This is a genomic window from Lysobacter sp. N42 (assembly GCF_004344885.1).
This window is the reverse complement of record NZ_SKFB01000001.1, coordinates 444,313-470,240: the sequence shown is the minus strand read 5'-3', so window position 1 is coordinate 470,240 and position 25,928 is coordinate 444,313. Positions and strand designations below refer to the sequence as shown.

General features: G+C 45.0%; 19 protein-coding genes and 1 pseudogene. 5 read left to right on the top strand and 15 right to left on the bottom strand.

What is annotated here, in order from left to right:
- Nucleotides 1-4 precede the first annotated feature (4 nt).
- The 14 genes and pseudogenes from EYQ95_RS02385 to sdhC all read right to left on the bottom strand — a co-directional run bounded on the left by EYQ95_RS02385 (nucleotide 5) and on the right by sdhC (nucleotide 14,333).
- Nucleotides 5-760 (bottom strand): SDR family oxidoreductase, encoded by a 756-nt coding sequence (locus EYQ95_RS02385; RefSeq protein ID WP_111914292.1) that lies wholly within the window; start codon nucleotides 758-760, stop codon nucleotides 5-7.
- 7 nt (nucleotides 761-767) lie between these two features.
- Nucleotides 768-1,442, bottom strand: a complete 675-nt coding sequence (locus EYQ95_RS02380; RefSeq protein ID WP_111914293.1) for a histidine phosphatase family protein — start codon at nucleotides 1,440-1,442, stop codon at nucleotides 768-770.
- Nucleotides 1,439-2,509 (bottom strand): phosphotransferase family protein, encoded by a 1,071-nt coding sequence (locus EYQ95_RS02375; RefSeq protein WP_111914294.1) that lies wholly within the window; start codon nucleotides 2,507-2,509, stop codon nucleotides 1,439-1,441. The genes EYQ95_RS02380 and EYQ95_RS02375 overlap by 4 nt, the downstream gene beginning before the upstream one ends.
- Nucleotides 2,510-2,511: 2 nt before the next feature.
- Nucleotides 2,512-3,735 (bottom strand): acyl-CoA dehydrogenase family protein, encoded by a 1,224-nt coding sequence (locus EYQ95_RS02370; RefSeq protein WP_111914295.1) that lies wholly within the window; start codon nucleotides 3,733-3,735, stop codon nucleotides 2,512-2,514.
- Nucleotides 3,736-3,814: 79 nt separating this feature from the next.
- Nucleotides 3,815-4,315, bottom strand: a complete 501-nt coding sequence (locus EYQ95_RS02365; protein WP_111914296.1) for a cyclic nucleotide-binding domain-containing protein — start codon at nucleotides 4,313-4,315, stop codon at nucleotides 3,815-3,817.
- 126 nt (nucleotides 4,316-4,441) lie between these two features.
- Complete coding sequence (gene sucD / locus EYQ95_RS02360; RefSeq protein ID WP_111914297.1) at nucleotides 4,442-5,314, bottom strand: succinate--CoA ligase subunit alpha; 873 nt, start codon at nucleotides 5,312-5,314, stop codon at nucleotides 4,442-4,444.
- A complete protein-coding gene (gene sucC / locus EYQ95_RS02355) occupies nucleotides 5,314-6,480 on the bottom strand; it encodes an ADP-forming succinate--CoA ligase subunit beta (RefSeq protein WP_111914298.1) in 1,167 nt (388 codons plus the stop codon). The genes sucD and sucC overlap by 1 nt, the downstream gene beginning before the upstream one ends.
- A gap of 131 nt (nucleotides 6,481-6,611) precedes the next feature.
- Nucleotides 6,612-7,808: a 2-oxoglutarate dehydrogenase complex dihydrolipoyllysine-residue succinyltransferase gene (odhB, locus tag EYQ95_RS02350; protein WP_207916225.1), complete on the bottom strand. Its 1,197-nt coding sequence runs from the start codon at nucleotides 7,806-7,808 to the stop codon at nucleotides 6,612-6,614.
- Between the two features lie 153 nt (nucleotides 7,809-7,961).
- A pseudogene (locus EYQ95_RS26580) lies at nucleotides 7,962-8,171 on the bottom strand (biotin/lipoyl-containing protein); the annotation flags it as partial.
- 13 nt (nucleotides 8,172-8,184) lie between these two features.
- A complete protein-coding gene (locus EYQ95_RS02345) occupies nucleotides 8,185-10,989 on the bottom strand; it encodes a 2-oxoglutarate dehydrogenase E1 component (RefSeq protein WP_111914300.1) in 2,805 nt (934 codons plus the stop codon).
- A gap of 130 nt (nucleotides 10,990-11,119) precedes the next feature.
- The gene (locus EYQ95_RS02340) at nucleotides 11,120-11,836 is read right to left on the bottom strand and encodes a succinate dehydrogenase iron-sulfur subunit (protein ID WP_111914301.1); all 717 of its coding nucleotides are present in this window, start codon (nucleotides 11,834-11,836) and stop codon (nucleotides 11,120-11,122) included.
- 11 nt (nucleotides 11,837-11,847) lie between these two features.
- Nucleotides 11,848-13,617, bottom strand: a complete 1,770-nt coding sequence (sdhA, locus tag EYQ95_RS02335; protein WP_111914302.1) for a succinate dehydrogenase flavoprotein subunit — start codon at nucleotides 13,615-13,617, stop codon at nucleotides 11,848-11,850.
- Nucleotides 13,618-13,965: a succinate dehydrogenase, hydrophobic membrane anchor protein gene (gene sdhD / locus EYQ95_RS02330; protein ID WP_111914303.1), complete on the bottom strand. Its 348-nt coding sequence runs from the start codon at nucleotides 13,963-13,965 to the stop codon at nucleotides 13,618-13,620.
- A complete protein-coding gene (sdhC, locus tag EYQ95_RS02325; protein WP_111914304.1) occupies nucleotides 13,959-14,333 on the bottom strand; it encodes a succinate dehydrogenase, cytochrome b556 subunit in 375 nt (124 codons plus the stop codon). Before sdhC ends, sdhD begins: the two co-directional genes overlap by 7 nt.
- A gap of 393 nt (nucleotides 14,334-14,726) precedes the next feature.
- On the opposite strand from sdhC, the gene EYQ95_RS02320 reads away from it, so the two are divergent.
- Nucleotides 14,727-16,007 (top strand): citrate synthase, encoded by a 1,281-nt coding sequence (locus tag EYQ95_RS02320; protein ID WP_111914305.1) that lies wholly within the window; start codon nucleotides 14,727-14,729, stop codon nucleotides 16,005-16,007.
- Nucleotides 16,008-16,109: 102 nt separating this feature from the next.
- Nucleotides 16,110-16,889: a homoserine O-succinyltransferase gene (locus EYQ95_RS02315; RefSeq protein ID WP_111914306.1), complete on the top strand. Its 780-nt coding sequence runs from the start codon at nucleotides 16,110-16,112 to the stop codon at nucleotides 16,887-16,889.
- Here EYQ95_RS02315 and EYQ95_RS02310 read toward each other — a convergent pair.
- Nucleotides 16,833-18,146 carry an O-acetylhomoserine aminocarboxypropyltransferase/cysteine synthase family protein gene (locus EYQ95_RS02310; protein ID WP_111914307.1) on the bottom strand — a complete coding sequence of 438 codons (1,314 nt, stop codon included), beginning with the start codon at nucleotides 18,144-18,146 and terminating at the stop codon, nucleotides 16,833-16,835. The genes EYQ95_RS02315 and EYQ95_RS02310 overlap by 57 nt on opposite strands.
- A 305-nt stretch (nucleotides 18,147-18,451) precedes the next feature.
- Here EYQ95_RS02310 and EYQ95_RS02305 point away from each other — a divergent pair, with 305 nt between their 5' ends.
- The 3 genes from EYQ95_RS02305 to EYQ95_RS02295 are packed head-to-tail and all read left to right on the top strand — an operon-like array spanning nucleotide 18,452 to nucleotide 25,823.
- Nucleotides 18,452-19,528, top strand: a complete 1,077-nt coding sequence (locus EYQ95_RS02305; RefSeq protein WP_111914308.1) for an efflux RND transporter periplasmic adaptor subunit — start codon at nucleotides 18,452-18,454, stop codon at nucleotides 19,526-19,528.
- Nucleotides 19,525-22,740 carry an efflux RND transporter permease subunit gene (locus tag EYQ95_RS02300; protein WP_111914309.1) on the top strand — a complete coding sequence of 1,072 codons (3,216 nt, stop codon included), beginning with the start codon at nucleotides 19,525-19,527 and terminating at the stop codon, nucleotides 22,738-22,740. Before EYQ95_RS02305 ends, EYQ95_RS02300 begins: the two co-directional genes overlap by 4 nt.
- A complete protein-coding gene (locus EYQ95_RS02295; RefSeq protein ID WP_111914310.1) occupies nucleotides 22,737-25,823 on the top strand; it encodes an efflux RND transporter permease subunit in 3,087 nt (1,028 codons plus the stop codon). Before EYQ95_RS02300 ends, EYQ95_RS02295 begins: the two co-directional genes overlap by 4 nt.
- Nucleotides 25,824-25,928: the final 105 nt, after the last annotated feature.

Below are 25,928 nucleotides of genomic sequence, written 5' to 3'. Positions count from 1 at the left end.
AATGTTAACCTAGTTTTAGTACTTGTTTTAACGGCAACCTTTTCATTAAAAATGCGATTAAACGCCAAGGCCAGCCCGGCACATATGCTGAAGTTTTCTCTGCCTCTATCGCTTTTACCATTGCCGCAACACCAGGCTTTGTATCAATCATAAATGGCGTATTTTTCACCTTCTCATTTATTTCTGAACGAATAAAGCCCGGCATAATACAGCTCACCGCTATCGGTGACTTACTTTTCATTAAATCAGCACGGATACCCTCAGTTAGGTTCACTAAGCCGGCCTTACTGGCTGCGTAGGCAGTCATAGCTCTTGGCATTCCCCTAAGCGCACTAATCGAAGATATCGTAACCAAGTGGCCACTATTTTGCTCTCTAAACAAGGTTAAGGCAGCTTCGCATTGTGCTAAAGCTGCAACTAGGTTCGTTTCGATAGTATCTCTATTGTGCTTAAACAGGCCTGTGCCTAGCGATCCGCCTTTACCCATGCCGGCGTTAACAATAACGCGATCAATCGAACCAAATTCCTCGTTATATTCATTAAACACCTTAAATACTGCATCGTGATCGTTCACGTCTAGTGCTTTCAAGCTTACTTTTACGTTCGGATGGTTTTGCTCAATTTCTTCTTTCAAGCCTTCCAAGCGCTCTACTCTTCTCGCGCATAGCCCTAGGTTTCTGCCTTTAGCCGCAAACTGACGTGCCATTTCGGCACCTAGACCTGAACTTGCGCCTGTAATTATAATTGTTTTACGTTCCATACTTTTCTTACCTGTAACTTCTTAACTTTGAAAATTTACCTGAAACATGAGCTTGTTCATTAAAGCTTAATAGCTCGTGCTTCTGTGCTGTTAAATTGAATCTACTGTAACTGGAGTTCACCAACTTCGTATTAAAGTCTACGAAGTGTTTGTGGTCTGCTTGTAGTGCAAGCAATGACGACAAAGCAATCGGGCCCCCAGATGTAATCACTGTAACTTTGGTTGTGTCTTCCGCTACGCCAACGAGTTGCTGCCACCCCTTTTTTAAACGTTGATGAAATGTCTCCCAACACTCTATGTAACTGTCTGCGGCTTTTCCCGTTTGCCAAAAACGTAATGCCTCTGCGAGTACAGGCAGCACTCGACGAGCATCTTTAGAGAGTACATCGTCTTGATACTGAGGGTGGCGCACAACAAATTGGCGTATCACATCTACGTGATCAAACTCATTCCAGTGCTCATCTACCAAGGTGTTGAATTCGGAACCATAACCTTCAAACAACGCTTCTGCTGTTTGTTTATGCCTAAGCAAACCACCCGTTATAACAGTGCCTAAATCTTCTTCTTGTGTTTTTAGAAAATGACCTAAGCGTATAGACTGTTCGCGTCCAAGTTCTGACAACTGGTCGTAATCGTCAGCTGCAAACGACGCTTGTCCATGGCGAACTAAAGTTACAATCACGACGACTTCCTACTCTTTTTAATAAGCTTCCATGCACGATGGTGAAGATAATGAATGAGAAACCAAAAATTCTTAAATGCAGGATTACGTGTTTGCTTGTGGTGATACCGGTAATAAATCTGTTGTGCAATTACCGATAACCGAAACAATCCAAATACTTGGTAGAAAGTCATGTCTACAGGAGTTACGCCCGATTTTTCGAAATAATATTCTATAACCTCTTCACGGGTCATCATGCCCTTAAGATGAGTCGGCTGCCTTCTTGTAGACTGGGCTATAAAGTCGTCATTTTCTTCAACCCAATACGCCAATAGGTTCCCCACTTCCATGAGCGGATCTCCAATAGTAGCTAGCTCCCAGTCCAAAACAGCAAGCACTTCCGTTGGGTCATCAACATTAAGAACTAAGTTATCGAAGCGAAAGTCATTATGCGTCATACATAATGTTTCTTCACTAGGCTGATTCTCTTGTAGCCATTCCATTAACTTCTTTGCTTTCGGTACATTCCACGTACGCGATTTTTGATACCTAGAATTCCAGCCTTCGACTTGGCGTTTAACAAACCCCTCGCCTTTACCGAGTTTTGTCAAACCGCTGTCTTCAATTGATATCTGATGAAGCTCTACTAATGTGTCTATCATGGTCTTACATAAAGAACGTACCTGCTCTGCACTAAGCTCAAGTCCTCTAGGTAAATTTTTTCGTGGTATGATTCCCGACACCCGGTGCATGACATAAAAGTCTGAACCGATCAGACTATCGTCTTCGCAATAGCCAACTAAATCAGGCACTTTTGTAAAATAGGGCTTTATCGCCTGCTGAAGTTCAAACTCCCGTTTCATATTATGAGCTGACTTAGCTTTTGTGCCTGCAGGTGCTCTTCTTAGAATAAGATCGTAATTTTCGTACTTTAGCCGATAGGTCCAATTGGAAGCCCCACCGTGAAACTGAGTCACCTCACATTGTCCCCGAATATCGGGCAATTCGTTTTTCAGCCACGCCTCTACAGGCTGTATGGGTAACTCCTCTCCTTCTCGAACGGCTTTACCTTGATCTTCGAACGACATAACTAAGACCTCTTATACTTCTTTAATTCTTCTTTAAGTACACTCACTTCGTGCACTTCATCTGGCCCGTCAGCAAGGCGCAACGCCCTTGCTATCGCAAAGAAAGCTGTTAGTGGGAAGTCATGGCTTAGTCCTGCACCACCGTGAACCTGAATGGCATCGTCTACAACCGCTTCAAGCATTTTAGGTACAACGGCTTTAATACCTGCTATCTCGCTGGCTGCAGCTCGCACTCCCTGTTCGTCAATAATTTTCGCTGTATGCATGGTGTACAAACGTGCTTGGTCGATAGCCATGCGATGGTGAGCAATACGCCTGCCGTTGTCGCCAAGGTGTAACAATGGTTTACCAAATGCCTCGCGACTACTTGCTCTTCGTATGAGCAACTCTAGTGAGCGCTCGGCAGCACCTATGGCGCGCATACAGTGATGAATCCTTCCTGGCCCTAATCGTCCTTGTGCGATAGCAAAGCCAGCGCCTAAGTTTCCAATTACATTTTCTTTAGGTACGCGAACGTCGTTAAAAGAAACCTCACCATGACCGTAAGGTGCGTCATAGTCGCCAAATACAGGAAGCATGCGTTCTATTTGCACCCCCTTTGAATTCAGCGGCACGATTACCATCGAATGTTGGCGGTGGCGTTCAGCAGATTTATCGGTTCTTCCCATAACAATGGCAAATGTCGTGTTGGGGTGTCCTAAACCAGTCGACCACCATTTCCGCCCGCGAATCACAACTTCATCACCGTCAGCAACAATTTCCGTTTCCATATTCGTTGCGTCCGAACTTGCAACCTGTGGTTCCGTCATGCCAAACACGGAACGAATTTCGCCTGCCAATAACGGCTTTAACCACGTTTCTTTTTGATGGGAAGAGCCAAAGTGATAAAGCACTTCCATATTGCCAGTGTCTGGTGCATTGCAGTTAAAGATTTCCGGAGCAATTAAACTACGCCCCATTTGCTCTGCGATAGGCGCATATTCATACGTAGAAAGTCCTTGGCCTATCTCAGAGTCAGGCAGGAATAAATTCCACAAACCTTCTTGTTGTGCTTTTTGTTTTAGTTTCTCGATATGCGGATCAAGCTTCCAGCTCGTCCAGTCTGGGTGAGCGTTATTCTTTATATTAGAAGCGTAATATTCAGCTTCAAAAGGTAAGATATTTTCGGCCATAAACGCGGTAACGCGCTCAAGCCATTTCTGCCCATGTTCCGACAATCCGTACATGAAAACCTCTTATATAGTTGTTTTATTTCATCGTATCGGATTAAACATCGGACCACCACCTCATTGTCGGTCCATTTATCTATTCTGTAGGCTGTTCGGTCGTCTCTTTCTGGTTTTCTTGCGCTCGATATTTCTTAATGATTTCATTCATATCAGCTATACGTTGCTCAAGCCCTCCGATAATTTTGTCTTTCATAATTTCTCTTGCCCGAATAGGAATATTGGCAAAATTCCCGGTGGTGATTCTTAGCAGGATCATATCGCTTTCGGCTTGTACTGTAGCCGTTCTAGGTTCTCCGGTAATAAAAGCAACCTCACCCACAAACTGTCCGGCTTCTATATCAGCAACATGCACATCGTCTTTAATAATCTTCGCGGCACCTGCCATAACGATATAAATACAAGCATCGGTATCACCTTGCTCAATAACATTTGAGCCTGCTTTCGCATGTTGGAATAGGTTTGGTGTAACTGCGAATCTTCTTTTGTCTTCCGACGTTAAAGACTTAAAAATCGCTGCGCGACTAAGTAGCTCAACAGCGCGAAGTTCGGAGATCTTTTTTATCGTTTGCGTTCCCATCTGCGTGTCCTATTCCCCATGAAGGCAATGTCAGTATGATTAAAATTTCGCCGAATAACAACGCGCATACAAAAAAGCCGAATGACTCACGTCATTCGGCTTTTCGATTTACTCTACTGTTGCGTCTTACCAGCCAGTCTTCTCGCGAAGTGCTTTGCCGATATCAGCCAAGCTACGAACTGTTTTAACGCCAGCAGCTTCAAGTGCAGCGAACTTTTCGTCTGCTGTACCTTTACCACCAGAAATAATTGCACCAGCGTGACCCATGCGCTTACCTGGAGGCGCAGTAACACCTGCAATGTAAGATACTACAGGTTTAGTCACATTGGCTTTGATGTATTCAGCAGCTTCTTCTTCAGCTGTACCACCGATTTCACCAATCATTACAATTGCTTCAGTTTCTGGGTCTTTTTCGAACAACTCAAGGATGTCGATAAAGTTAGAACCTGGGATTGGGTCACCACCGATACCTACGCAAGTAGACTGACCGAAACCTTCGTCAGTAGTTTGCTTAACAGCTTCATACGTAAGCGTACCTGAACGAGAAACGATACCCACTTTACCTTTCTTGTGGATATGTCCAGGCATGATACCGATCTTACACTCGTCAGGAGTAATAACACCCGGGCAGTTTGGACCGATCATGCGAACACCTTTATGAGTAAGGTATTCTTTCACGTACATCATGTCTAAAGTTGGAATGCCTTCAGTGATACACACGATCAACTCGATACCTGCGTCAGCAGCTTCGATGATTGAGTCTTTACAGAACGGCGCAGGTACATAAATAACTGACGCAGTTGCACCTGTTTCAGCAACAGCTTCTTTAACTGTGTTGAATACAGGAAGACCAAGGTGAGTTTGACCGCCTTTACCAGGAGTCACACCACCAACCATTTGTGTACCATAAGCAATTGCTTGTTCAGAGTGGAAAGTACCCTGACCGCCAGTGAAACCCTGACAGATAACTTTGGTATTTTTATCAATCAATACAGACATTATTGACCTCCCGCTGCAGCAACTACTTTTTGCGCTGCGTCAGTCAAGCTGGTTGCAGCTTCAATGTTTAATCCACTTTCAGCAAGCTTCTTCGCACCTAGCTCAGCGTTGTTACCTTCAAGGCGAACAACAACTGGTACCTTAACACCTACTTCTTCAACAGCACCGATAATACCTTCTGCGATCATGTCGCAACGAACGATACCACCGAAGATGTTTACGAATACTGCTTTCACATTGTCGTCTGACAAAATGATTTTGAACGCTTCAGTAACACGCTCTTTAGTAGCGCCGCCACCAACGTCTAGGAAGTTAGCTGGCTCACCACCGTTAAGCTTAACGATGTCCATAGTACCCATTGCTAGGCCAGCACCGTTAACCATACAACCGATGTTGCCGTCTAGAGCAACATAGTTAAGTTCGAATTGCGCTGCATGCGCTTCACGAGAGTCTTCTTGTGAAGGATCGTGCATTTCTTTGATCTTAGGTTGACGGTATAGCGCGTTGCTATCGATGTTGATCTTACCGTCTAGGCAATGCAAGTTACCTTCGTCAGTGATAACCAACGGGTTGATTTCTAGCAATGCGAAGTCGTACTGGATAAACATCTCAGCTAGACCTAAGAAGATTTTAGTGAATTGCTTCACTTGCGCTGGGTTAAGACCCAAACGGAATGCTAAATCACGACCTTGGAAAGGTTGAGGACCAACAAGTGGGTCGATAGTTGCTTTCAAGATTTTCTCAGGAGTTTCTTCCGCAACTTTCTCGATTTCAACACCGCCCTCAGTAGAGGCCATGAATACAACTTTACGCGTTGCACGGTCTACAACCGCACCTAGGTAAAGTTCTTGGTCGATATCTGTGCAGTTTTCTACCAAAATTTTCGCAACTGGCTGACCATTCGCGTCTGTTTGGTAAGTTACTAGGTTTTTACCTACCCAGTTTTCTGCAAATGCACGTACTTCATCTAGGCTGCTTACAAGCTTAACACCGCCTGCTTTACCACGGCCACCTGCGTGTACTTGACATTTAACAACCCATTTATCGCCGCCAATTTTCTTAGCAGCTTCTACAGCTTCGTCTGGGGTGTCTACCGCGTACCCATCAGATACTGGTAAACCAAACTCTTTAAAAAGCTGTTTTGCTTGATACTCATGCAAATTCATGATGCTTTTTCCGTCTGTTCATTCAAAACGAAAGCAGCCGTAGCTGCTTACCCGAATTACCGCGCAATATTATACGCGCATAACACATAAAATGACAGCGGCAGTCTAAGTTGACCGCCGCTGATATTTCACTAGATATCGAGAAGTAAACGTTGCGGATCTTCTAGGAGATTCTTCACTGTCACCAAGAAGCCTACTGACTCTTTACCATCGATAATGCGGTGGTCATAAGACAATGCCAAATACATCATTGGCAGTATTTCCACCTTTCCATCAACCGCCATAGGACGGTCCTGAATCTTATGCATACCTAAAATCGCGCTTTGCGGTGGGTTCAGAATTGGCGTTGATAACAACGAACCAAATACGCCACCATTAGTAATGGTGAAGTTACCACCTTGCATTTCGTCTAGGGTTAGCTTTCCGTCTCGACCTTTAATCGCAAGCTCTTTAATACCGGCTTCAATTTCAGCCAAGCTTAGCTTGTCACAGTCACGAAGAACTGGTGTAACAAGACCGCGAGGTGTAGAAACGGCAATGCTCACGTCAAAGTAGTTGTGGTAAACAATATCGTCGCCGTCAATTGAAGCATTCACTTCAGGGAAACGCTTAAGTGCTTCAACAACAGCTTTCACGTAGAAAGACATGAAACCTAAACGAATACCATGACGCTCTTCAAACTCTTTCTGATACGTTTTACGTAAGGTCATGATTGGCGCCATGTTCACTTCGTTAAACGTAGTTAACATCGCTGTTGAGTTCTTCGCATCTAACAAACGCTTAGCGATTGTTTTACGCAAACGCGTCATAGGAACGCGCTTCTGAGTACGATCTCCACTCACTGCAGGAGCTCCACTTTGACTTGATGATTCTGATTTCTTTTCTGAACTACCTTTAGATTTAACGTGTTTCTCTACGTCTTCTTTAGTAATTCGACCATCTTTACCGGTGCCTTTTACATCGCTAGCGTTTAAGCCGTGCTCGCCCAATAAACGACGAACAGACGGGCTAACTGCATCGGAAGCATCTTTACCACTGTCCGACGAGCTCTCTTCCGACGATGATTTTTCTTCACTCGAGCTAGAGCTACCTGACGCACCTTCGGCAATTTTACCGATAACTTCTTGTGCGCTCACGTTTGCACCTTCGTCATGCAAAATCTCAGCAAGTTTTCCGTCTGCTTCGGCAACAACTTCCAAAACCACTTTGTCGGTTTCAATATCAACTAAGTTCTGGTCGCGCGTTACAGACTCACCAGCTTTCACATGCCACGTTGCAATCGTTGCTTCAGAAACTGATTCAGGTAATTCAGGTACTTTAACTTCAATCGTTTTACCTGAACCTTTGCTACTAGACTTCTCTTCTGACTTCGACTCAGTCTTCTCAGACTCTTTCTTCTCTTCAGCTTTATCGTCAGACTTGTCATCGTCTTTGCTTGAACTCGAGCCAGAACCGCCCTCTTCAATAGAGCCAATGGTTTGCTGTCCGCTAACAGTGTCGCCTTCTTGCGCAGAGATTTTGCCGATTACACCGTCGGCTTCCGCTACAACTTCAAGTACAACTTTGTCCGTTTCAATATCAACCAAATTCTGGTCGCGGCTCACGGTATCGCCTTCTTTTACGTGCCACGTCGCAATCGTGCCGTCTGCAACAGATTCTGGTAACTCAGGTACTTTAATTTCAATCGCCATTATTTATCACCTGTTAAATGCTTAGCGCTTCATTTACGAGTTTTTCTTGCTGTTCTTTGTGGACTGCCGCATAACCTACAGCTGGCGACGCTGATGCCTGACGCCCTGCATACGTAAGTTTAGCTTTCTCCGGAATAGCTTCTCTGAAGTGGTGCTGGCTACAATACCAAGCGCCCTGATTCTGAGGCTCTTCCTGACACCACACAAATTCTTTCACGTGCTGATATGGCTTCAATACTTCAGCCATTTCCTCATGTGGGAATGGATACAACTGCTCTACACGAATAATAGCTACATTATTCTGTTCATTGTCGCGACGGGCTTTCAGCAAGTCGTAATAAACTTTACCGCTACACATCACAACACGGTCAACCTTCTTCGCGTCTAGCTTGTCTTGTTCTGGCAATACGTTGTGGTAAACACCTTCTGCAAGATCTTCTAAACTAGATACTGCTTCTGGGTGACGCAACAATGACTTCGGTGTCATAACAATCAACGGACGGCGAACCGGACGAAGTTGCTGTCTACGAAGCATATTAAACACCTGAGCAGGTGTAGTTGGTACACATACCGACCAATTATGGTCTGCCGATAGCTGTAGGAAACGTTCTAGTCGCGCTGAACTGTGTTCAGGGCCTTGACCTTCGTATCCATGAGGTAACAACAACGTTAGGCCGCATAAACGTCCCCACTTTTGCTCACCTGAACTCAAGAATTGGTCAATGACTACCTGAGCACCGTTCATGAAGTCACCGAACTGTGCTTCCCAAATAACGAGTGAGTTTGGCTCTGCAGTCGCATAACCATATTCAAAAGCCATAACCGCTTCTTCCGACAGCACCGAGTCATAAATTTCGATAGGAGCCTGATCTTCAGAAATTTTGGTTAACGGTAAGAAGGTAGAACCGTCTTCTTGGTTATGCAAAACCGCATGGCGGTGGAAGAACGTACCACGGCCACAGTCTTGACCTGTCATACGAATACGCGTGCCGCCTTTTACCATTGAAGCATAAGCTAAAGTTTCAGCCATACCCCAATCTAAAGTACGCTCGCCTCGCGCCATTTTCGCGCGCTCTTCATATACTTTTTGAACTTGTTTATTCAGCTTGAAGTCGGCTGGAACGTGGCTTACTTGCTCACCAAGTACTTTTAATTCATCGATAGAAATTGTGGAGTCATACTCTACGTTCCACTCTTTTCCAACGAACGGTGTCCAGTCCACTGAATGCTGTGACATTTCACGCCACTCGTCGACTACACACTCACCTTTATCTAACGCATCACGATAATCAGAAACAAGCTTCTTCAGCTCGTCTTCTGAAAGCAGTCCATCGTCTGTTAAACGCTTACCATAAAGCGCCTGAGGAACCGGATGCTTCTTAATTTTTTGGTACATCAAAGGCTGTGTAGCATTTGGCTCGTCAGCTTCGTTATGGCCGTGGCGGCGATAACAAACAAGATCAATAACTACGTCACGCTTGAACGTGTTGCGATAGTCTACAGCTAATTGCGACACGAATAATACAGCTTCAGGATCGTCCGCATTCACGTGGAAAATTGGTGCCTGCACCATTTTTGCAATATCAGTACAGTATTGCGTAGAACGCGCGTCTTCCTGTTTAGAAGTAGTAAAACCAACCTGGTTATTCACTACGATGCGGATACTTCCGCCAACGCCATACGCTCTAGTTTTCGACAAGTTAAATGTTTCTTGAACTACGCCTTGGCCGGCAATCGCCGCGTCACCATGGATAGTAATCGGTAATGCTTGGCTACCGTCTTTACACCCACGTCTGTCCATTCGAGCACGAACAGAGCCAATAACCACTGGGTTAACAATCTCTAAGTGAGATGGGTTAAACGCAAGAGCTAAGTGAACGTTACCGTTGTCGGTTGCAAAATCTGACGAGAAGCCCATGTGATATTTAACGTCACCGGCTTTATCAGTTGTGTTGCGTCCTGCGAACTCGTCGAACAATTCTTGTGGTTTTTTACCCAGCACGTTAATCAGAAGATTCAAACGACCGCGGTGAGCCATACCAATGACGACTTCTTTCGCACCTTGGTTACCAGAGCGGCGAATAAGTGCTTTCACTAGCGGAACTAAAGCGTCACCACCTTCAAGCGAGAAGCGTTTTGCGCCCGGGAATTTTTTACCTAGGTACTTTTCTAATCCGTCAGCAGCAACCAACTCTTTTAACAGTCGCTTACGCTCAGCTTCGTCAAATTTAGGCTGGCCCAGTTGAGATTCCAAACGTTGTTGAATCCAACGTTTTTCGTCTGTGCTCACGATGTGCATGTATTCAGCGCCAATGGAGCCACAATAAATGGACTCAAGGGCCTTATGAATATCTTTTAATTTCGCTACGTCTTTACCAATAACGAGGGAGCCCACGTTAAATTCGGTATCTAGGTCTTCTTTCTCTAACGAGTGGAAGTTAAGTGAAAGGTCAGGAACAGTTTCCTGCTTCCACAAACCTAAGGGGTCTATATTGGCGTGTTGGTGACCACGAAAACGGTAAGCGTTGATAAGCTGAAGAACACGTACCTGCTTTTCCGCAAATTCCGAGTTTATTCCTTCTCCACCGCCAGACTGCTTAAGCTTATGTTTGGCAGCTTCTCTAAATTGGTCACGAATAAGACTATGTTTAACGTCATTCGATGCGCCGGCAGGTAGCTGTTCGAAAAGTTTTCTCCACTCTTCGCCCACAGAATTTGGATCATCAAGATAAAGCTCAAAAAGCTCTTCGACGTAGGCCGCGTTACCTCCGGCCAGAGGTGAGGATTCTATCCAGGCTTGCATTGCGCCTTCTTGCATTGCTTTTCCTTTCCAATCATGAACGGTGAAAAACAACCGGAATTGTTCAGATTTTAAGAAACTGCCACCCTGCAATTAGGGTGGCGAATCTCAAAGCACATTCTTAATATATCAAAGCCTTGCGATTTTGCTAAACCGCACGACTCAACAACATCGATTTTATGTGACCAATAGCTTTAGTTGGATTCAAGCCTTTAGGACACACATTAACGCAGTTCATAATACCGTGGCAGCGGAATACACTGAACGCGTCGTCTAAATCGTCTAAGCGTTGTTCTGTTGCAGTGTCGCGACTGTCTGCAAGGAAGCGATAAGCATGTAATAGACCCGCTGGTCCAACAAACTTATCTGGGTTCCACCAGAACGACGGACATGAAGTAGAACAACATGCGCAAAGAATACATTCGTACAAGCCATCCAATTTTTCACGATCTTCAGGGCTTTGTAGACGTTCACGCGCTGGTGGAGTCTTGTCATCGTTGATAAGGAAAGGTTTTACTTTCTCATATTGCTGATAGAACTGAGTCATATCAACAATCAAATCACGAATAACAGGCAAACCAGGCAGTGGGCGCACTGTAATTTTGTTCGACTTCAATGAAGAAAGGTTGGTGATACACGCCAAGCCGTTCTTACCATTGATGTTGAAGCCGTCAGAACCACACACACCTTCACGGCATGAGCGTCTAAACGACAACGTTGGGTCCTGCTCTTCTTTTATCTTGATCAGCGCTTCAAGCACCATCAAGTCTTGGCTATCTTCTAGCTCTAAAGTGTACTCCTGCATACGAGGCTTTGTATCCGTATCAGGATTGTAACGATAGATAGAAAAAGTAAATTTTTTCATCGTTCTGCCTCTTAATAAGTTCGCGCTTTAGGCGGGAAAGCTTCACGAAGTTTAGGTTCGAGATTTACATCACGCTTCGTCATGCTCTCGTCTTCTGGACGATATACAGAGTGTACTAACCAATTCGTGTCGTCGCGATCTGGGTAGTCAGCACGGCTGTGAGCACCCCGGCTTTCCTGACGGAAGTTTGCAGAAACAGCAGTTGAATATGCAGTTTCCATCAAGTTATCAAGTTCTAGACACTCGATGCGAGTCGTGTTGAAGTCGCTGCTCGTGTCGTCTAAACGTGCATGCTTCAAGCGCTCACGAATTTCGCGCAACTCTTTCAAGCCTTGCTCCATTGCGTCACCTTCACGGAATACCGAAAAGTTCATTTGCATGCAGTTTTGTAGGTCACGGCGAATCTGTACTGGATCTTCACCCTTCTGTGTATTGTTCCAACGGTTAACGCGTGCCAATGCAGCGTCTACGTCGTCGTTAGAAGCAGTGCGAGATTCTGTATTTGCAGCTAGAGCGTCACCTAAGTGAAGACCTGTTGCGCGGCCAAATACTACAAGGTCAAGTAACGAGTTACCGCCTAAACGGTTTGCACCGTGTACTGATACACACGCAATCTCACCACAAGCAAACAAGCCTTGAATTGGTTTCGTTTGACCGTTGGCATCAACTTGCAAACATTGGCCGTTTACGTCAGTTGGAATACCACCCATCATGTAGTGACAGGTAGGAATAACTGGAATAGGCTCTTCCGCCGGGTCAACGTGAGCAAATGTCTTAGCTAGGTCACATACACCAGGTAAACGTGACTCAAGAACATCACGTCCTAAGTGGTCAAGTTTAAGTTTAATGTGAGTTCCCCACGGACCATCACAACCACGACCTTCACGAATTTCGGTCATCATTGAACGAGCTACAACGTCTCGCGATGCAAGGTCTTTAGCATTTGGCGCATAACGCTCCATAAAGCGTTCGCCATCTTTGTTTAGAAGGTAACCACCTTCACCACGACAACCTTCGGTTACAAGCGAACCTGCACCTGCAATACCTGTCGGGTGGAACTGCCACATTTCCATGTCTTGCACTGGCGCACCAGCACGAAGTGCCATACCTACGCCGTCACCTGTATTAATGTGTGCGTTAGTGGTTGAAGCGTAGATACGCCCTGCACCACCAGTTGCCAACACAACAGACTTTGCTTTAATGTGGTAAACCTCACCGGTTTCGATATCTAATGCGGTTACACCCGTCACTGCACCGTCTTGGTTTTTCACGATGTCTAGCGCATACCACTCAGAAAGAACTGTAGTTTTGTTCTTTACGTTTTGTTGGTAAAGCAAATGAAGAAGTGCGTGACCTGTACGGTCTGCTGCAGCCGCAGTACGCGCAGCTTGCTCACCGCCAAATTCTTTAGACTGACCACCGAACGGACGCTGGTATATTTTACCGTTTTCGAAGCGAGAGAACGGTAAACCCATGTTTTCAAGCTCTAAAATAGCTTCTGGGCCAGTTTTACACATGTATTCGATTGCATCTTGGTCACCGATGTAGTCAGAACCCTTAACGGTGTCGAACATGTGCCATTCCCAGTTATCTTCGTGTGCGTTACCTAACGCAACGGTAATACCACCTTGCGCTGATACTGTATGTGAACGAGTTGGGAATACTTTAGACATAAGCGCACAGCTCATGCCATTTTCTGAAATTTGCAATGCAGCACGCATACCCGCGCCACCCGCGCCGATAACTACTGCATCAAATTCTAATTCTTTTACGTTACTCACTTAAACACCCCATAAAACTAATAGGCCAGTGAACCAGTATACGCCGAGCGCTATCACTGTGATGTACTGAATTGCGCCACGTAGGCGTGAGTTCTTGACGTAATCGGTTAAAACCTGCCAAATACCAATCCAGCCGTGAATTAATAGTCCGGTGAGTGCCAGCAATGTAAACACTTTCATGCCGATATGACTGTATAAGGTTACCCACTGTTGGTAATCAATACCTGGGTTTGCTACCAGCCAGATCACCAAGAAAATAGCATATGCTGCCATAATCAATGCTGACGCGCGGATGAGAACGAAGTCGTGCGCTCCGCTACGACCGAAAGTAGATGCTACCTTTACCATAGCCAAACTCCTGCTAACACAGCGAGAATTACAGCTAGAACGATTGTTACTACTGCACTCGCGTTACCTGATTCACGCTCTTCCCATATGCCTAAGTCCATTACCATGTGGCGTATACCTGCCAACAAATGGTAGCCAAGAGCTGTTAAGAAGCCCCAAACTAAAAACTTAACGACAGGATGAGCAAAAACGCTTTGCGCTTGCGCGAACCCTTCAGGTGATTGAAGTGAGTTTGCCAAAAGCCAAACTAACAAACCTACAAGCACAAGCATAATTACGCCTGACACGCGATGTAAGATTGACGATATAGCAGCTGGAGGAAAACTGATTGTATTCAGTTGTAAATTTACGGGTCTTTGTTTTTTCACCACTTTTGCCTTCTGTTAAAACGCAATGGAGGTCGGTGCGTCAAGTATATCCACCGAATTATAGAAATACAATGATGGAAACCGTCGCAAAGGTCAGAAAATAGCCTGTTAAACAAGGTGTTTCTTATATATGGCTCTGGAACACCTCTGTACTAGACTAAAGTATAAGAATAAGACAAGTTCAAGTAATCCAATTTGTCCTGAATTACCTATACTTCATCATTACGACATATTTTAATTTTATCGTTTTATTAGAAGAACGATTAAATCCACGTTGAAAGTGCTTACTTTTTACGCAGATCGGACGAGTAAAATTGACATTCACTGGTCGGATCAAGTACAAATAGCGCACTTTTTTTTCCCGAGACGCAACGAAAGCGAGGAGATTTCCTTATGGCTGACAAAAAAGCCACTTTGCAAGTCGACGGCAATACCATCGAACTTCCAGTACTTTCTGGAACCGCTGGTCATGACGTTATAGATGTTCGCACATTAGGTAAGCACGGTTACTTCACATTTGACCCCGGTTTTCTTGCAACTGGTTCTTGTGAGTCACAAATCACCTACATTGACGGTGACAACGGTGTGCTTCTGCATCGCGGATATCCTATTGAGCAACTTGCCACTGAAGCTGACTACCTAGAAGTTTGCTACATGCTAGTTCACGGTGAAGCACCTAGCGCTGAAGAGTACAAGAAGTTCCGCAAAACCATCACGAACCACACTATGGTTCACCAAGGTATCCATAACTTCTTTAACGGCTTCCGTCGCGACTCACACCCAATGGCAATGCTTTGCGCGGTAACTGGTGCACTTTCTTCGTTTTATCACGACGATTTGAACATCTCTGATCCTGACCAACGTGTTCGCAGTGCATATCGCTTAATCGCGAAAATGCCAACAATCGCTGCTATGTGTTACAAACATAGTATTGGCCAACCTTTCGTTTATCCGAAAAATAGCCTGAGCTATTCGGAAAACTTCCTGAACATGATGTTCTCTGTTCCAGCAGAAGACTACGAAGTAAACCCTGTTATTGCAAAAGCAATGGACAGAATCTTCACGTTGCACGCTGACCACGAACAAAATGCTTCAACTTCAACGGTTCGTTTAGCTGGTTCTTCAGGTGCTAACCCATACGCGTGTATCGCAGCTGGTGTAGCATCACTTTGGGGTCCTGCACATGGCGGTGCTAATGAAGCATGCCTAAGAATGTTGAGCGAAATTGGCAGCGTAGAGCGTATTCCAGAGTTCATTGATAAAGCCAAAGACAAGAACGACCCGTTCCGTCTTATGGGCTTCGGACACCGCGTATACAAAAACTTCGACCCTCGAGCGAAAGTTATGCGTGAAACATGTCACGAAGTTCTTAAAGAGCTTAACATTGAAGATCCACTGCTCGACGTAGCCATGGAACTAGAGAAAATTGCTCTAGAAGACCCATACTTCGTAGAGAAGAAACTTTACCCGAACGTAGACTTCTACTCAGGTATCATTTTGAAAGCCATTGGTATTCCAACAAGCATGTTTACTGTAATTTTCGCACTTTCGCGTACAGTAGGTTGGACGTCACACTGGCATGAAATGCTGAGTGAGAAAACTCAGAAAATTGGCCGTCCACGTCAATTGTATACGGGTGAAGCTCAACGCGAATTCAAACCTATTAAAAAGTAACGGTTTGAACTGAATAGAAGCCAGCCGATACCCTGTTGTCGCGCTGGCTTTTTTAATGCATATTTAAAACTTCATTGGCAACATAACAATAACTGAAATTTCATGCGCCCCACTCTTGCTTTTCTCAACCTAATGCCCAACAAAATAGACACTGAACGACAGTGGCTAAAGCTAGTGGAGCCAACCCGCAATAACATCAATTGGCAACCTTTTATTACTGAGTCATATCAACCCAAAAGTACCGACATAAGTCTGTTATTACCTCGCTATTGTGTTGGCAAACCGGCTCAATTTGACGCACTCATTATTACTGGTGCTCCCTTGGGTAGAACACCTTATCAAGACGTGAAGTACTGGGGTGAATTAGCGGCATTATTTGACTTCTGCATTGAACATCGAATTCCCATGTTCTGCTCATGCTGGGCGGCTAATGCGTATTTATATGCAAAATACCAATTAACACCAAACATTCGTTCAGAAAAGCTATTCGGTGTATTTGAGCACAAACAAAGCCAACATCACCCTGTTTTAAATGGACTCGAGCCGAGTATATGGTTACCGCAATCACGCTACGCTTTTATAGACCCCGACGAGATCAAGCAACATGAGCACATAGAGCCTTTGCTTGAAGTGCCGAATGAAGGTCCGGCGATGCTTATCGATCAGCATGAAACGCTGCTTTTGCTTGCTCACCCTGAATATGCGGAAGACACACTGCAAAACGAATATAAGCGAGACCAACGTAGTGGCCTCGCTACAAAGCCTCCAGTTTGGCAAAAGCCATCGCCAAACTCTGAAACGTCTAACCAGCTGCCCTATTGGCAATTAAACGGTCGCACCATCCTCGAGAACTGGTTGCAGTTCGCTTTGCGCAGCCGTTAAAGCCTGGTCAATATCAGCGATAATATCGTCTGGGTGTTCAATACCAATCGACAACCTTACTAGGTCACGTGTAACCCCAGCACTCTCTAATTCAGAGTCACTCAGCTGACGGTGTGTCGTTGACGCAGGGTGACAGGCTAGAGATTTAGCATCACCAATATTCACAAGCCTTAAAATAAGGTGTAACGCATCTATGAATTTTTGCGCTGCCGCCTCACCACCTTTAATACCAAAGCTTAATATGCCTGCTGCTGTTCCCTTCGTAAAACGTGTCGCTAATTCATGATATGGACTGTCTTCCAGCCCCGCATAATTCACCCATGCAACCCCAGGATGTTGCTGTAAATAATTCGCTACGATTTTGGTATTTGCGCAATGCTTTTCAATCCGCAGACTCAACGTTTCCAAACCTTGTAGAATTTGGAATGCGCTTTGAGCGGCAAGACATGCTCCTGTATTTCTTAATGGAACAACCCTAGCCCTGCCAATAAACGCGGCTTCACCCAGAGCCTCAGTATAAACGACTCCATGATAAGACGGGTCCGGCTCATTTAGTTGCGGATAACGCACTTTATGTTCCTGCCATGGAAAAGTTCCACTATCTACTATTGCTCCGCCCACAGTAGTTCCATGGCCTCCGATATACTTGGTTAAACTGTGCACCACAATATGCGCGCCATGTTCGAATGGTTTACATAAAGCCGGTGTAGCGACCGTGTTATCTACCACCAACGCAACACCATGTTGATTCGCTATCTCTGACAATGCGGCTATATCCACAACATTTCCAGCTGGATTACCAATCGACTCACAGAAAATAAGCTTGGTGTTTTCGTCAATCAACGAAGCGATGGCTTGCACGTCTAATCCATTTACGAAACGAACCTCGATGCCCTGTTGAGGTAACGTATGAGCAAATAAGTTATATGTTCCTCCATAGAGCTGACTCACACTAACAATGTTGTCTCCTGCTCGAGCTAATGTTTGAACCGTGTACGTTATAGCGGCCATGCCAGAAGACACAGCTAACGCTCCTATTCCTCCCTCTAATGCTGCTAGCCGTTGCTCTAGCACTGCATTGGTGGGGTTCATGATTCTTGAGTAAATATTTCCCTCAACTTGCAAATTAAATAAGTCTGCGCCATGTGCCGTATTGTCGAATGTGAAAGAAGTAGTTTGATAAATAGGCACTGCTGCTGATCGCTGTGGCTTCTCAGCCTCATAGCCGAAATGCAACGCTATTGTTTCTGGTTTCATGGTTCTGCTCCTCCGTTAAAAAACCAAGATAACCGTTTAGACGGCTAAATGTCTAGATGTTTATTTAACATTTCGCCAATTATTGTGTGAAATCCGCTAACAAATGGTTAATCAGGAAAATCTGAAACTTCCACAAAGAATCCACAATCGACAAAAATTAACAATAATTCAGTTACTTATAAGTTAAAATCAACTTTGGCATGCTCGCTGCAGAGTAGTCGGCAACTTACTTAGCGAAGATAATGCTAATTCATTTAATTTGTTTAATCGGCGAACACACAGTGTCTAGCCAGGGGGTTTAAGCAGTGAACATACGTTTAAGAAATCAACTTTTATCGGTTTTTGCTCTAGTGTCTGCAAGCACTATGCTTGCGGGTTGCGGCAATGTAGGCGCTAACGGTCCTGTAGAGGAAGAAGTAGCGGAAACTGAACGCGGCGTTCCCGTTGAAGTGGTTACCGCTTCAATTGGTGAAGTTAAAGCGTCATTTACAGGAAGTGCAATTTTAGAAGCAGAAAAAAGCACTGACGTTATTCCACGCGTAAATGGCATCGTAGAGCAAATTTTAGTTGAAGAAGGCGACTATGTAGAAGAAGGCCAAATTCTGGCGCAACTGGAGTCTTCACGTTACCAACTCGCTTTAAACCAAATTAATGCTGAACTTCGAAATGTTCGCCAAGAATTAACTCGTCATGTTCAACTTGCTGAAAGACAACTCGTAAGTGCTGACGCAGTAAGTCGTTTACAGTCACAACACGACTCGTTGCAAGCTCAACTTGAGTTAGCCCAAAAAGACTTAGACGAAACCACAGTACGTGCGCCTATTTCGGGTCATATTTCAGAACGTTATGCACGTGAAGGTCACCTAATCCAAGCATGGCAACCACAGACGATGTTTCACATTGTGGACATTAGCCAACTGCGCGCTACCGTTCATTTACCAGAAAGTGCACTACAACATTTAGTGTCAGGTCAAAATGCTGAAATTGCTGTTCCTGCACTGCCTAGCTTAAATACTATGGACGCGCATGTTCAGCGTATTAGCCCTATCGTGGATTCAGGCTCGGGTACTTTCCGTGTAGTGCTAAATGTGCCAAATGAGAATCAACAACTGCGTCCTGGACTATTTACTCGTGTAAACATCCATTACGCAGAGAAAACAAACGTTGTACGTATACCGCAAGACGCGCTTATTAGTGTTGATAATCAGTCACACGTATTCCGTGTAGAAGACGGTGTTGCACACAAAGTTACAGTGCAAACAGGTATCAGAGACCATGGCTGGGTTGAAATCGAAGAAGGCTTAAGTGACGGCAATATGCTTGTTATTACTGGCCAGTCGAACCTCAGAGACGAATCTAAAGTTGAGGTAATCGAACCATGAGTCTTGTAAAAGTTGCTGTCCATCGTCCCGTAACAGTGGTGATGTTTACCCTGGCGATCACGCTGTTCGGGATGGTGGCGCTTAACCGTTTACCGGTAACTTTGCTCCCTGAGTTAAGTTACCCAAGTTTAACCGTTAGAACTGAATATCCGGGCGCAGCTCCTGCTGAAATTGAACAGCTTATTAACCGCCCTATCGAAGAATCATTAGGTACGGTTCGAGGTATAAGAACGATTACTTCATTCGCTCGCGCAGGGCAGTCAGATATTTTGTTAGAGTTCGCGTGGGGAACGAATATGGACATGGCTGCAATCGAGGTTCGTGAGAAGCTCGACATGGTGCAAGTTCCATTAGATATCCAAAAACCCATTCTTTTACGCTTTGACCCTAACCTAGAACCTATCTTACGCTTTGCTCTGAGTGGCGACGAAGACTTACAGTCGCTGCGCAGGTACGCCGACGAAGAGCTAAAAAGAAGCTTTGAAACCATCGACGGTATTGCCGCAGTGCGCACAGGTGGTGGTCTGGAAGACGAAATCCAGGTGCTTATCGACGAGCAACGCACGGCTGCACTTAATATTACGCCTGAATTTGTGGTCTCTCGTTTGCGTGAGGAAAACGTAAACCGCTCAGGAGGACGTGTACAAAGTGGTCGTTTAGAGTTTCTCGTGCGAACCATGAACCAGTTCCAGAGCCTCTCTGAGATAGAAAATATATATATTACCGCTGTCGAAGGTCGTCCTATTCAACTTAAGGATATTGCGACGGTCCGGTTAGGTCATAAAGATCGTACTTCAATTAGCCGCGTTAACGGTGTTGAAGCCATTGAATTTAATTTGTACCGAGAAGGCGGAGCAAACACCGTAGCGGTTGCTGAGCGTGTGAAAAACTCTCTGGACTTAATTACAGAAGATATGCCTGAGAACTATAACCTAGAGCTACTCAGCGACCAGTCTCTGTTTATTAAAAACGCGATTTCATCGGTTAAAGAAAACGCTATTGTTGGTGGCATACTTGCCATGGCAGTTATCTTACTATTTCTACGCCAGCTTAAGCCCACACTGATTATCTCGTTGGCTATTCCAATTTCCGTAGTTGCCTCATTCTTCCTTATGTATTCGGCAAATCTAAGCTTGAATATCATGTCTTTAGGAGGCATTGCACTAGCCGTTGGCCTGCTGGTAGATAACGCGATCGTTGTATTGGAAAACATTTCACGACGTCGCGAAATGGGTGACGGTATTGAGCAAGCAGCAATAGAAGGCACTTCAGAAGTATCAAGTGCTGTTACAGCTTCCACGCTTACCACTCTTGCCGTTTTCGTGCCTATGGTCTTTATCTCCGGTATTGCTGGCCAATTATTCTTTGACCAAGCGCTCACCGTAACATTCGCGCTTATCGCTTCGTTATTAGTCGCTATTACGCTTATCCCTATGTTAGCGTCTCGCGGAGCACCGCAAAAATTGGCAGGTCACCCAAGTCGTATGGAACGCCCTGCACCACGCAAAGGTTGGAGAAAGATTTTCACACCTTTCGCTTGGATACGCTACACACTGTGGGTACTCCTTCCACACTTAATTTTATGGACGCTTCGCAAAATAGGCACTGCAGTGAAGTTTGTCACCAGACTGGTGTTCTCACCTGTACTTGGCGCATTCCAGTTCTTGCTTAACAAAATACAACAAGCTCATAGAGCGGCGCTTTCAGGGACATTAAAAGCTCCATCAGTATTCTTTGTGGTGTTTGTTGCCATTACCGGTGCTAGCTTCGTATTGCTACCCCAATTGAAAGCTCAATTAATACCAGACATGGAGCAACAAGAGTTCTACGTTGAAATTGAGTTGCCACGGGGAACTCCAATCGAGAGCACCGACCAAACCCTGGCAGATATTGCTATGGAAATTAGCGAAGACCCTCGTATTGAAAAATCATTCTCTGTTGCAGGGATAGGCAGTCTTATGCAAATTTCCGCCAATCAAGGTGGTGAATACTGGGGTAGACTTCATGTTATTACTGAGAAGTCACTTACAAGTAATGAGCGACTTCAAGTGATCGACGATGTTCGTGAAACCCTTCGCAACCACCCTGACTTGAATAGCACTGTCGACTTTCCTAGCTTAATTAGTATCGACATGCCATTAACTGTTGAAATTCAAGGACATGACCTCGAGCGTGTGCGTCAAGTTGCTGTTCAATTACAAGACAGCCTTGCGGCAGACGATAATTTTCAAGATGTTAGAGCTGGTATCGCAGATGGTCAACCTGAGCTTACTATTCGTTTCGACCATGCACGCCTCGCGTTTGCAGGTTTAACAGCGCCTGAAGTGGCACAAGTCATTACCCAGAAAATGGGTGGGCAAGTTGCATCGAAATACAGCCTAGATGACCGTCAAATCGACATTCGCGTGCGTCTCCCAGACGCTCACAGACAAGATCCGAATGAAGTCGAAAATCTAATCGTAAATCCTGGCGCTGAACGTGAGCTTCCTCTTTCTGCGGTGGCAACGGTTTCATTGATGACAGGTCCCGGTGAGATTACACGCTTAAACCAAGAGCGCGTGGCCATCGTGTCTATGGGTGTTAAAGATGGCAATTTACGTGCTGCAGCAGCCACGTTAGAGGGAATGATTGCAGAGCTTACAATGCCACCAGGTATAGACGTTCGTGTTGGCGGACAAAGCGACATGCTAGAGTCGTCTTACAAGTCTTTGATGTTCGCTTTAGCACTAGCAATATTCCTTGTTTACTTAGTTATGGCATCTCAGTTCGAGAGTTTCGGCCATCCGTTGCTTATCATGTTCTCTGTACCATTGGCAGCGTCTGGCTCTATTCTTGGTCTGTGGCTCACGAATACCCCGCTAAGTGTGGTGGTGTTTATCGGACTCATTATGCTTGCAGGTATTGTGGTTAATAATGCCATTGTACTTATCGACCGTATTAACCAATTACGTACCGAAGGCATGGAAAAGACAGCTGCTATTAAAGAAGCTTCTTCGCAGCGTCTACGCCCTATTCTAATGACTACATTAACTACGGTATTGGGATTATTCCCTCTTGCACTAGGTATAGGTGAAGGTGCAGAGCTTACCCAAGCTATGGCTATCACGGTTATTTCAGGGCTGATGTTCGCAACAGTACTTACCTTGTTCTTCATTCCTATCGTGTACCAATTGTTCGACCGCAAACGCTTCGTACAGGAGACCGCAGCATGAGCAATAAATACACAGCTCCGCTAGCGCGTTTTGCTCTTCGCCGTCCAGTAACTATCTGGATGGCGTTCCTAGCGATGCTTATTCTAGGTTTAGCCTCGTCGAAACTACTACCGCTGGAAAAATTTCCAGCGATAGACATCCCGCAAGTTATGGTTCAGGTTCCCTACCCTAATGCCACTCCTGCGGAAGTAGAGCGGTTAATTGTTCGCCCGTTAGAAGAAACGCTAGCAACCATTTCCAATGTGAAGGAAATTCGTTCTTTCTCAAACGAAGACAGCGGCTTCATTGTGCTCATGTTCGACTGGCAAGAAGACGTTAATGCGCGAAGTATTGAAGTTCGTGAAAAAGTAGAAGCAGCTCGCCATCTACTTCCAGACGATGTAGAGCGCACATACGTAATGCAGTTCAATACGGAGGATATGCCTGTACTACAACTGCGAATTTCTAGTGAACGCGATTTAGAATTTGCATGGGACTTGTTGAATCGAAACCTCAAGCAACCACTAGAGCGTGCCCCCGGTGTTTCCCAAGTTACCTTGTATGGTGTGAACCCGCGCACGATCATGATTCGTTTGAATCCTGACGCCTTAACTGCTGCGAACTTAAGTACAGAACAAGTATTAGGTGCCCTGCGTACCCAAAACTTTACGCAAACAGCCGGTTTTACCGAAACAGAAAACAATAAACTTCGCATTAGTGCCTCGTCAGAGTTTCATAATTTAGATGAGATTCGCCAACTGCCTATTACGCAATTCTTAACCGTTGATGATATTGCAGAGGTTGAGTACGAGCTGCCACGAATGCGCGAAGGTCGTCACTTTAACCGGGATTACGCTATCGGCATTGACGTCTTCAAAGAGTCCACCGCAAACTTAGTAGACGTTGCCAATGAAGTGGTCAAAGTGATTGACGAAGCTGGCCGAACTGAAGAGTTTGACGGTATCCAACTTATGATGATGGATAACCTTGCAGACAGTGTAACTCAGTCATTAAGTGACCTTTTGCTTGCTGGACTTATCGGTGCTTTCCTCTCTACGGCAGTGCTCTATATGTTCTTGCGTGATTGGAAAATCACTCTCATTATTGTGCTTTCTGTACCGGCCTCTATTTGCTTAACATTGGGTGCGATGTACTTGCTTGGCTACAGCTTAAACATCTTATCAATGATGGGGCTAATGCTCGCGATTGGTATGCTTATCGACAATGCAGTTGTAGTCAGTGAGAGTGTAAAGCAAGAACAGGAAATGGCAGTTCGCGAAGGTCGTCCATTAAATACAGAGGTGATAGAAACTGGTATGGGTCGTGTCGCACTGGCGATTATTGCTGGTACCTTTACGACAGCGATTGTATTTTTACCCAATATATTTGGTGAAAAAGAGCAAATCACAATTTTCCTTGAGCATGTGGCCATTGCTATTTGTATTTCACTACTAGCTTCGCTGTTAATCGCTCAAACACTTATTCCGTTGCTGTTGAGCAAGCTCAAAGTAAACCCTGAGAAAATGCACGTTAAAGAGAGTAAGTTGAAAAAAGTATACTTACGCTCTTTACGTTGGTCGCACAGACACCCTGTAGCAACCACAATTATGATCCTGGTGTTGTTAGCTTCAACGGCGATTCCATTGTCGCAAGTGGGTAACGATCAAGCCCCTATTGCATATAATGACCGTTTGTTTATCAACTATGACTTAGGTGGGCAGTATTCACTGGAAGAGGTTGAGAATGAAGTTAATATTCTCGAAGACTACCTGTATGCGAATCAGGAAGCTTTCCAACTAGAAGATGTTTATAGCTACTACACTCCTGGTTATGCAATAACAACGATGCTACTCAAACCTGAACGTTCGATTTCTGTGGCAGAACTTCAAGATCGCGTACGCTCTAATATGCCTCCAATGTCTCGCAGTAACCCATACTTCGGTTGGGGTGGCGGAGACAACCAAGGTGTTCAAATCATGCTCAAAGGACGCTCTACCGAACGCCTTGAAATGATTGCGGATGAGCTTATTCCCATCTTAGAAAACGTTGAAGGTATCGAAGACGTCCAAACCGATACTGGCAATAGTAGCGACGAGCTGCGTGTCATTGTGAATCGTGAACAAGCTGAGCGTTATGGTTTGTCTACACAAGACGTGGCACAGCAAGTTTCTCTCGCTTTACGCGGCTCACCTCTTCGCTCTTTTAGACATAATCCAGAAGGCGACGTACGTATTGAAGCTCGTTATCCGGAAACCTACGAACTCGATCTAGAACTGCTAGAGGCAATGACGGTAGCAAGAGATGGAAATCAGCTTGTACGTTTGGATCAAGTAGCTCACTTTGAACGTCATCCAAGATTAGAACAAATTCGACGTGTAGACCGCGAAACAGCTATGCGTATTAGCGCTAATTTGAATGACATTGAAATGGATGAAGCGAGAGACGCAATTCAAAACGTCATGGAACAAATTGCGCTGCCTACAGGCTATCAATGGTCATTAGATGGCGGATTCCGTCGTCAACAAGAAGAACAAGCACTTATGCTGGTGAACATGTTATTGGCTGTATGCTTGGTTTATATGGTTATGGCCGCATTGTTCGAGTCTTTATTGTTGCCTAGTGCAGTAATCGGTTCACTTCTGCTCGCGATTACAGGTGTATTCTGGGGACTTATGGTAACGGGCACAGGCATTGAAGTTATGGCTATGATTGGGATGCTGATCTTGATGGGAATTGTAGTCAATAACGGCATTGTATTGGTTGATCAGATCAACCAGCTACGCGACGAAGGTGTGCCTTTGGAAGATGCAATCTTAGAAGGTTCGTCTCGAAGAATACGCCCTATTCTTATGACCGTAGCTACTACTATACTGGGTCTTATGCCACTAGCATTCGGCTCAACGCAAATAGGTGGTGACGGCCCTCCGTACGCACCAATGGCTATTACCATCATAAGCGGCCTAATTTTTTCAACGGTTACAAGCTTGTATTTCGTACCTCATGCATACAGCCGTTTGCTGTTCTGGCGGAGTCATTGGGGTAGAGTTTGGAAAGGAAGTAAAACCATTAAAAGTGCTGATGTTGAATCTACCGAGAATGCATAGCAATTAACTTTAAACTCAAATAATTCAAATGCCCGCGTAATAGCGGGCATTTTTTTATTGAAAACTCGGCTCTTGTTCACCAATGAAAAGACTGTAGACACAAAA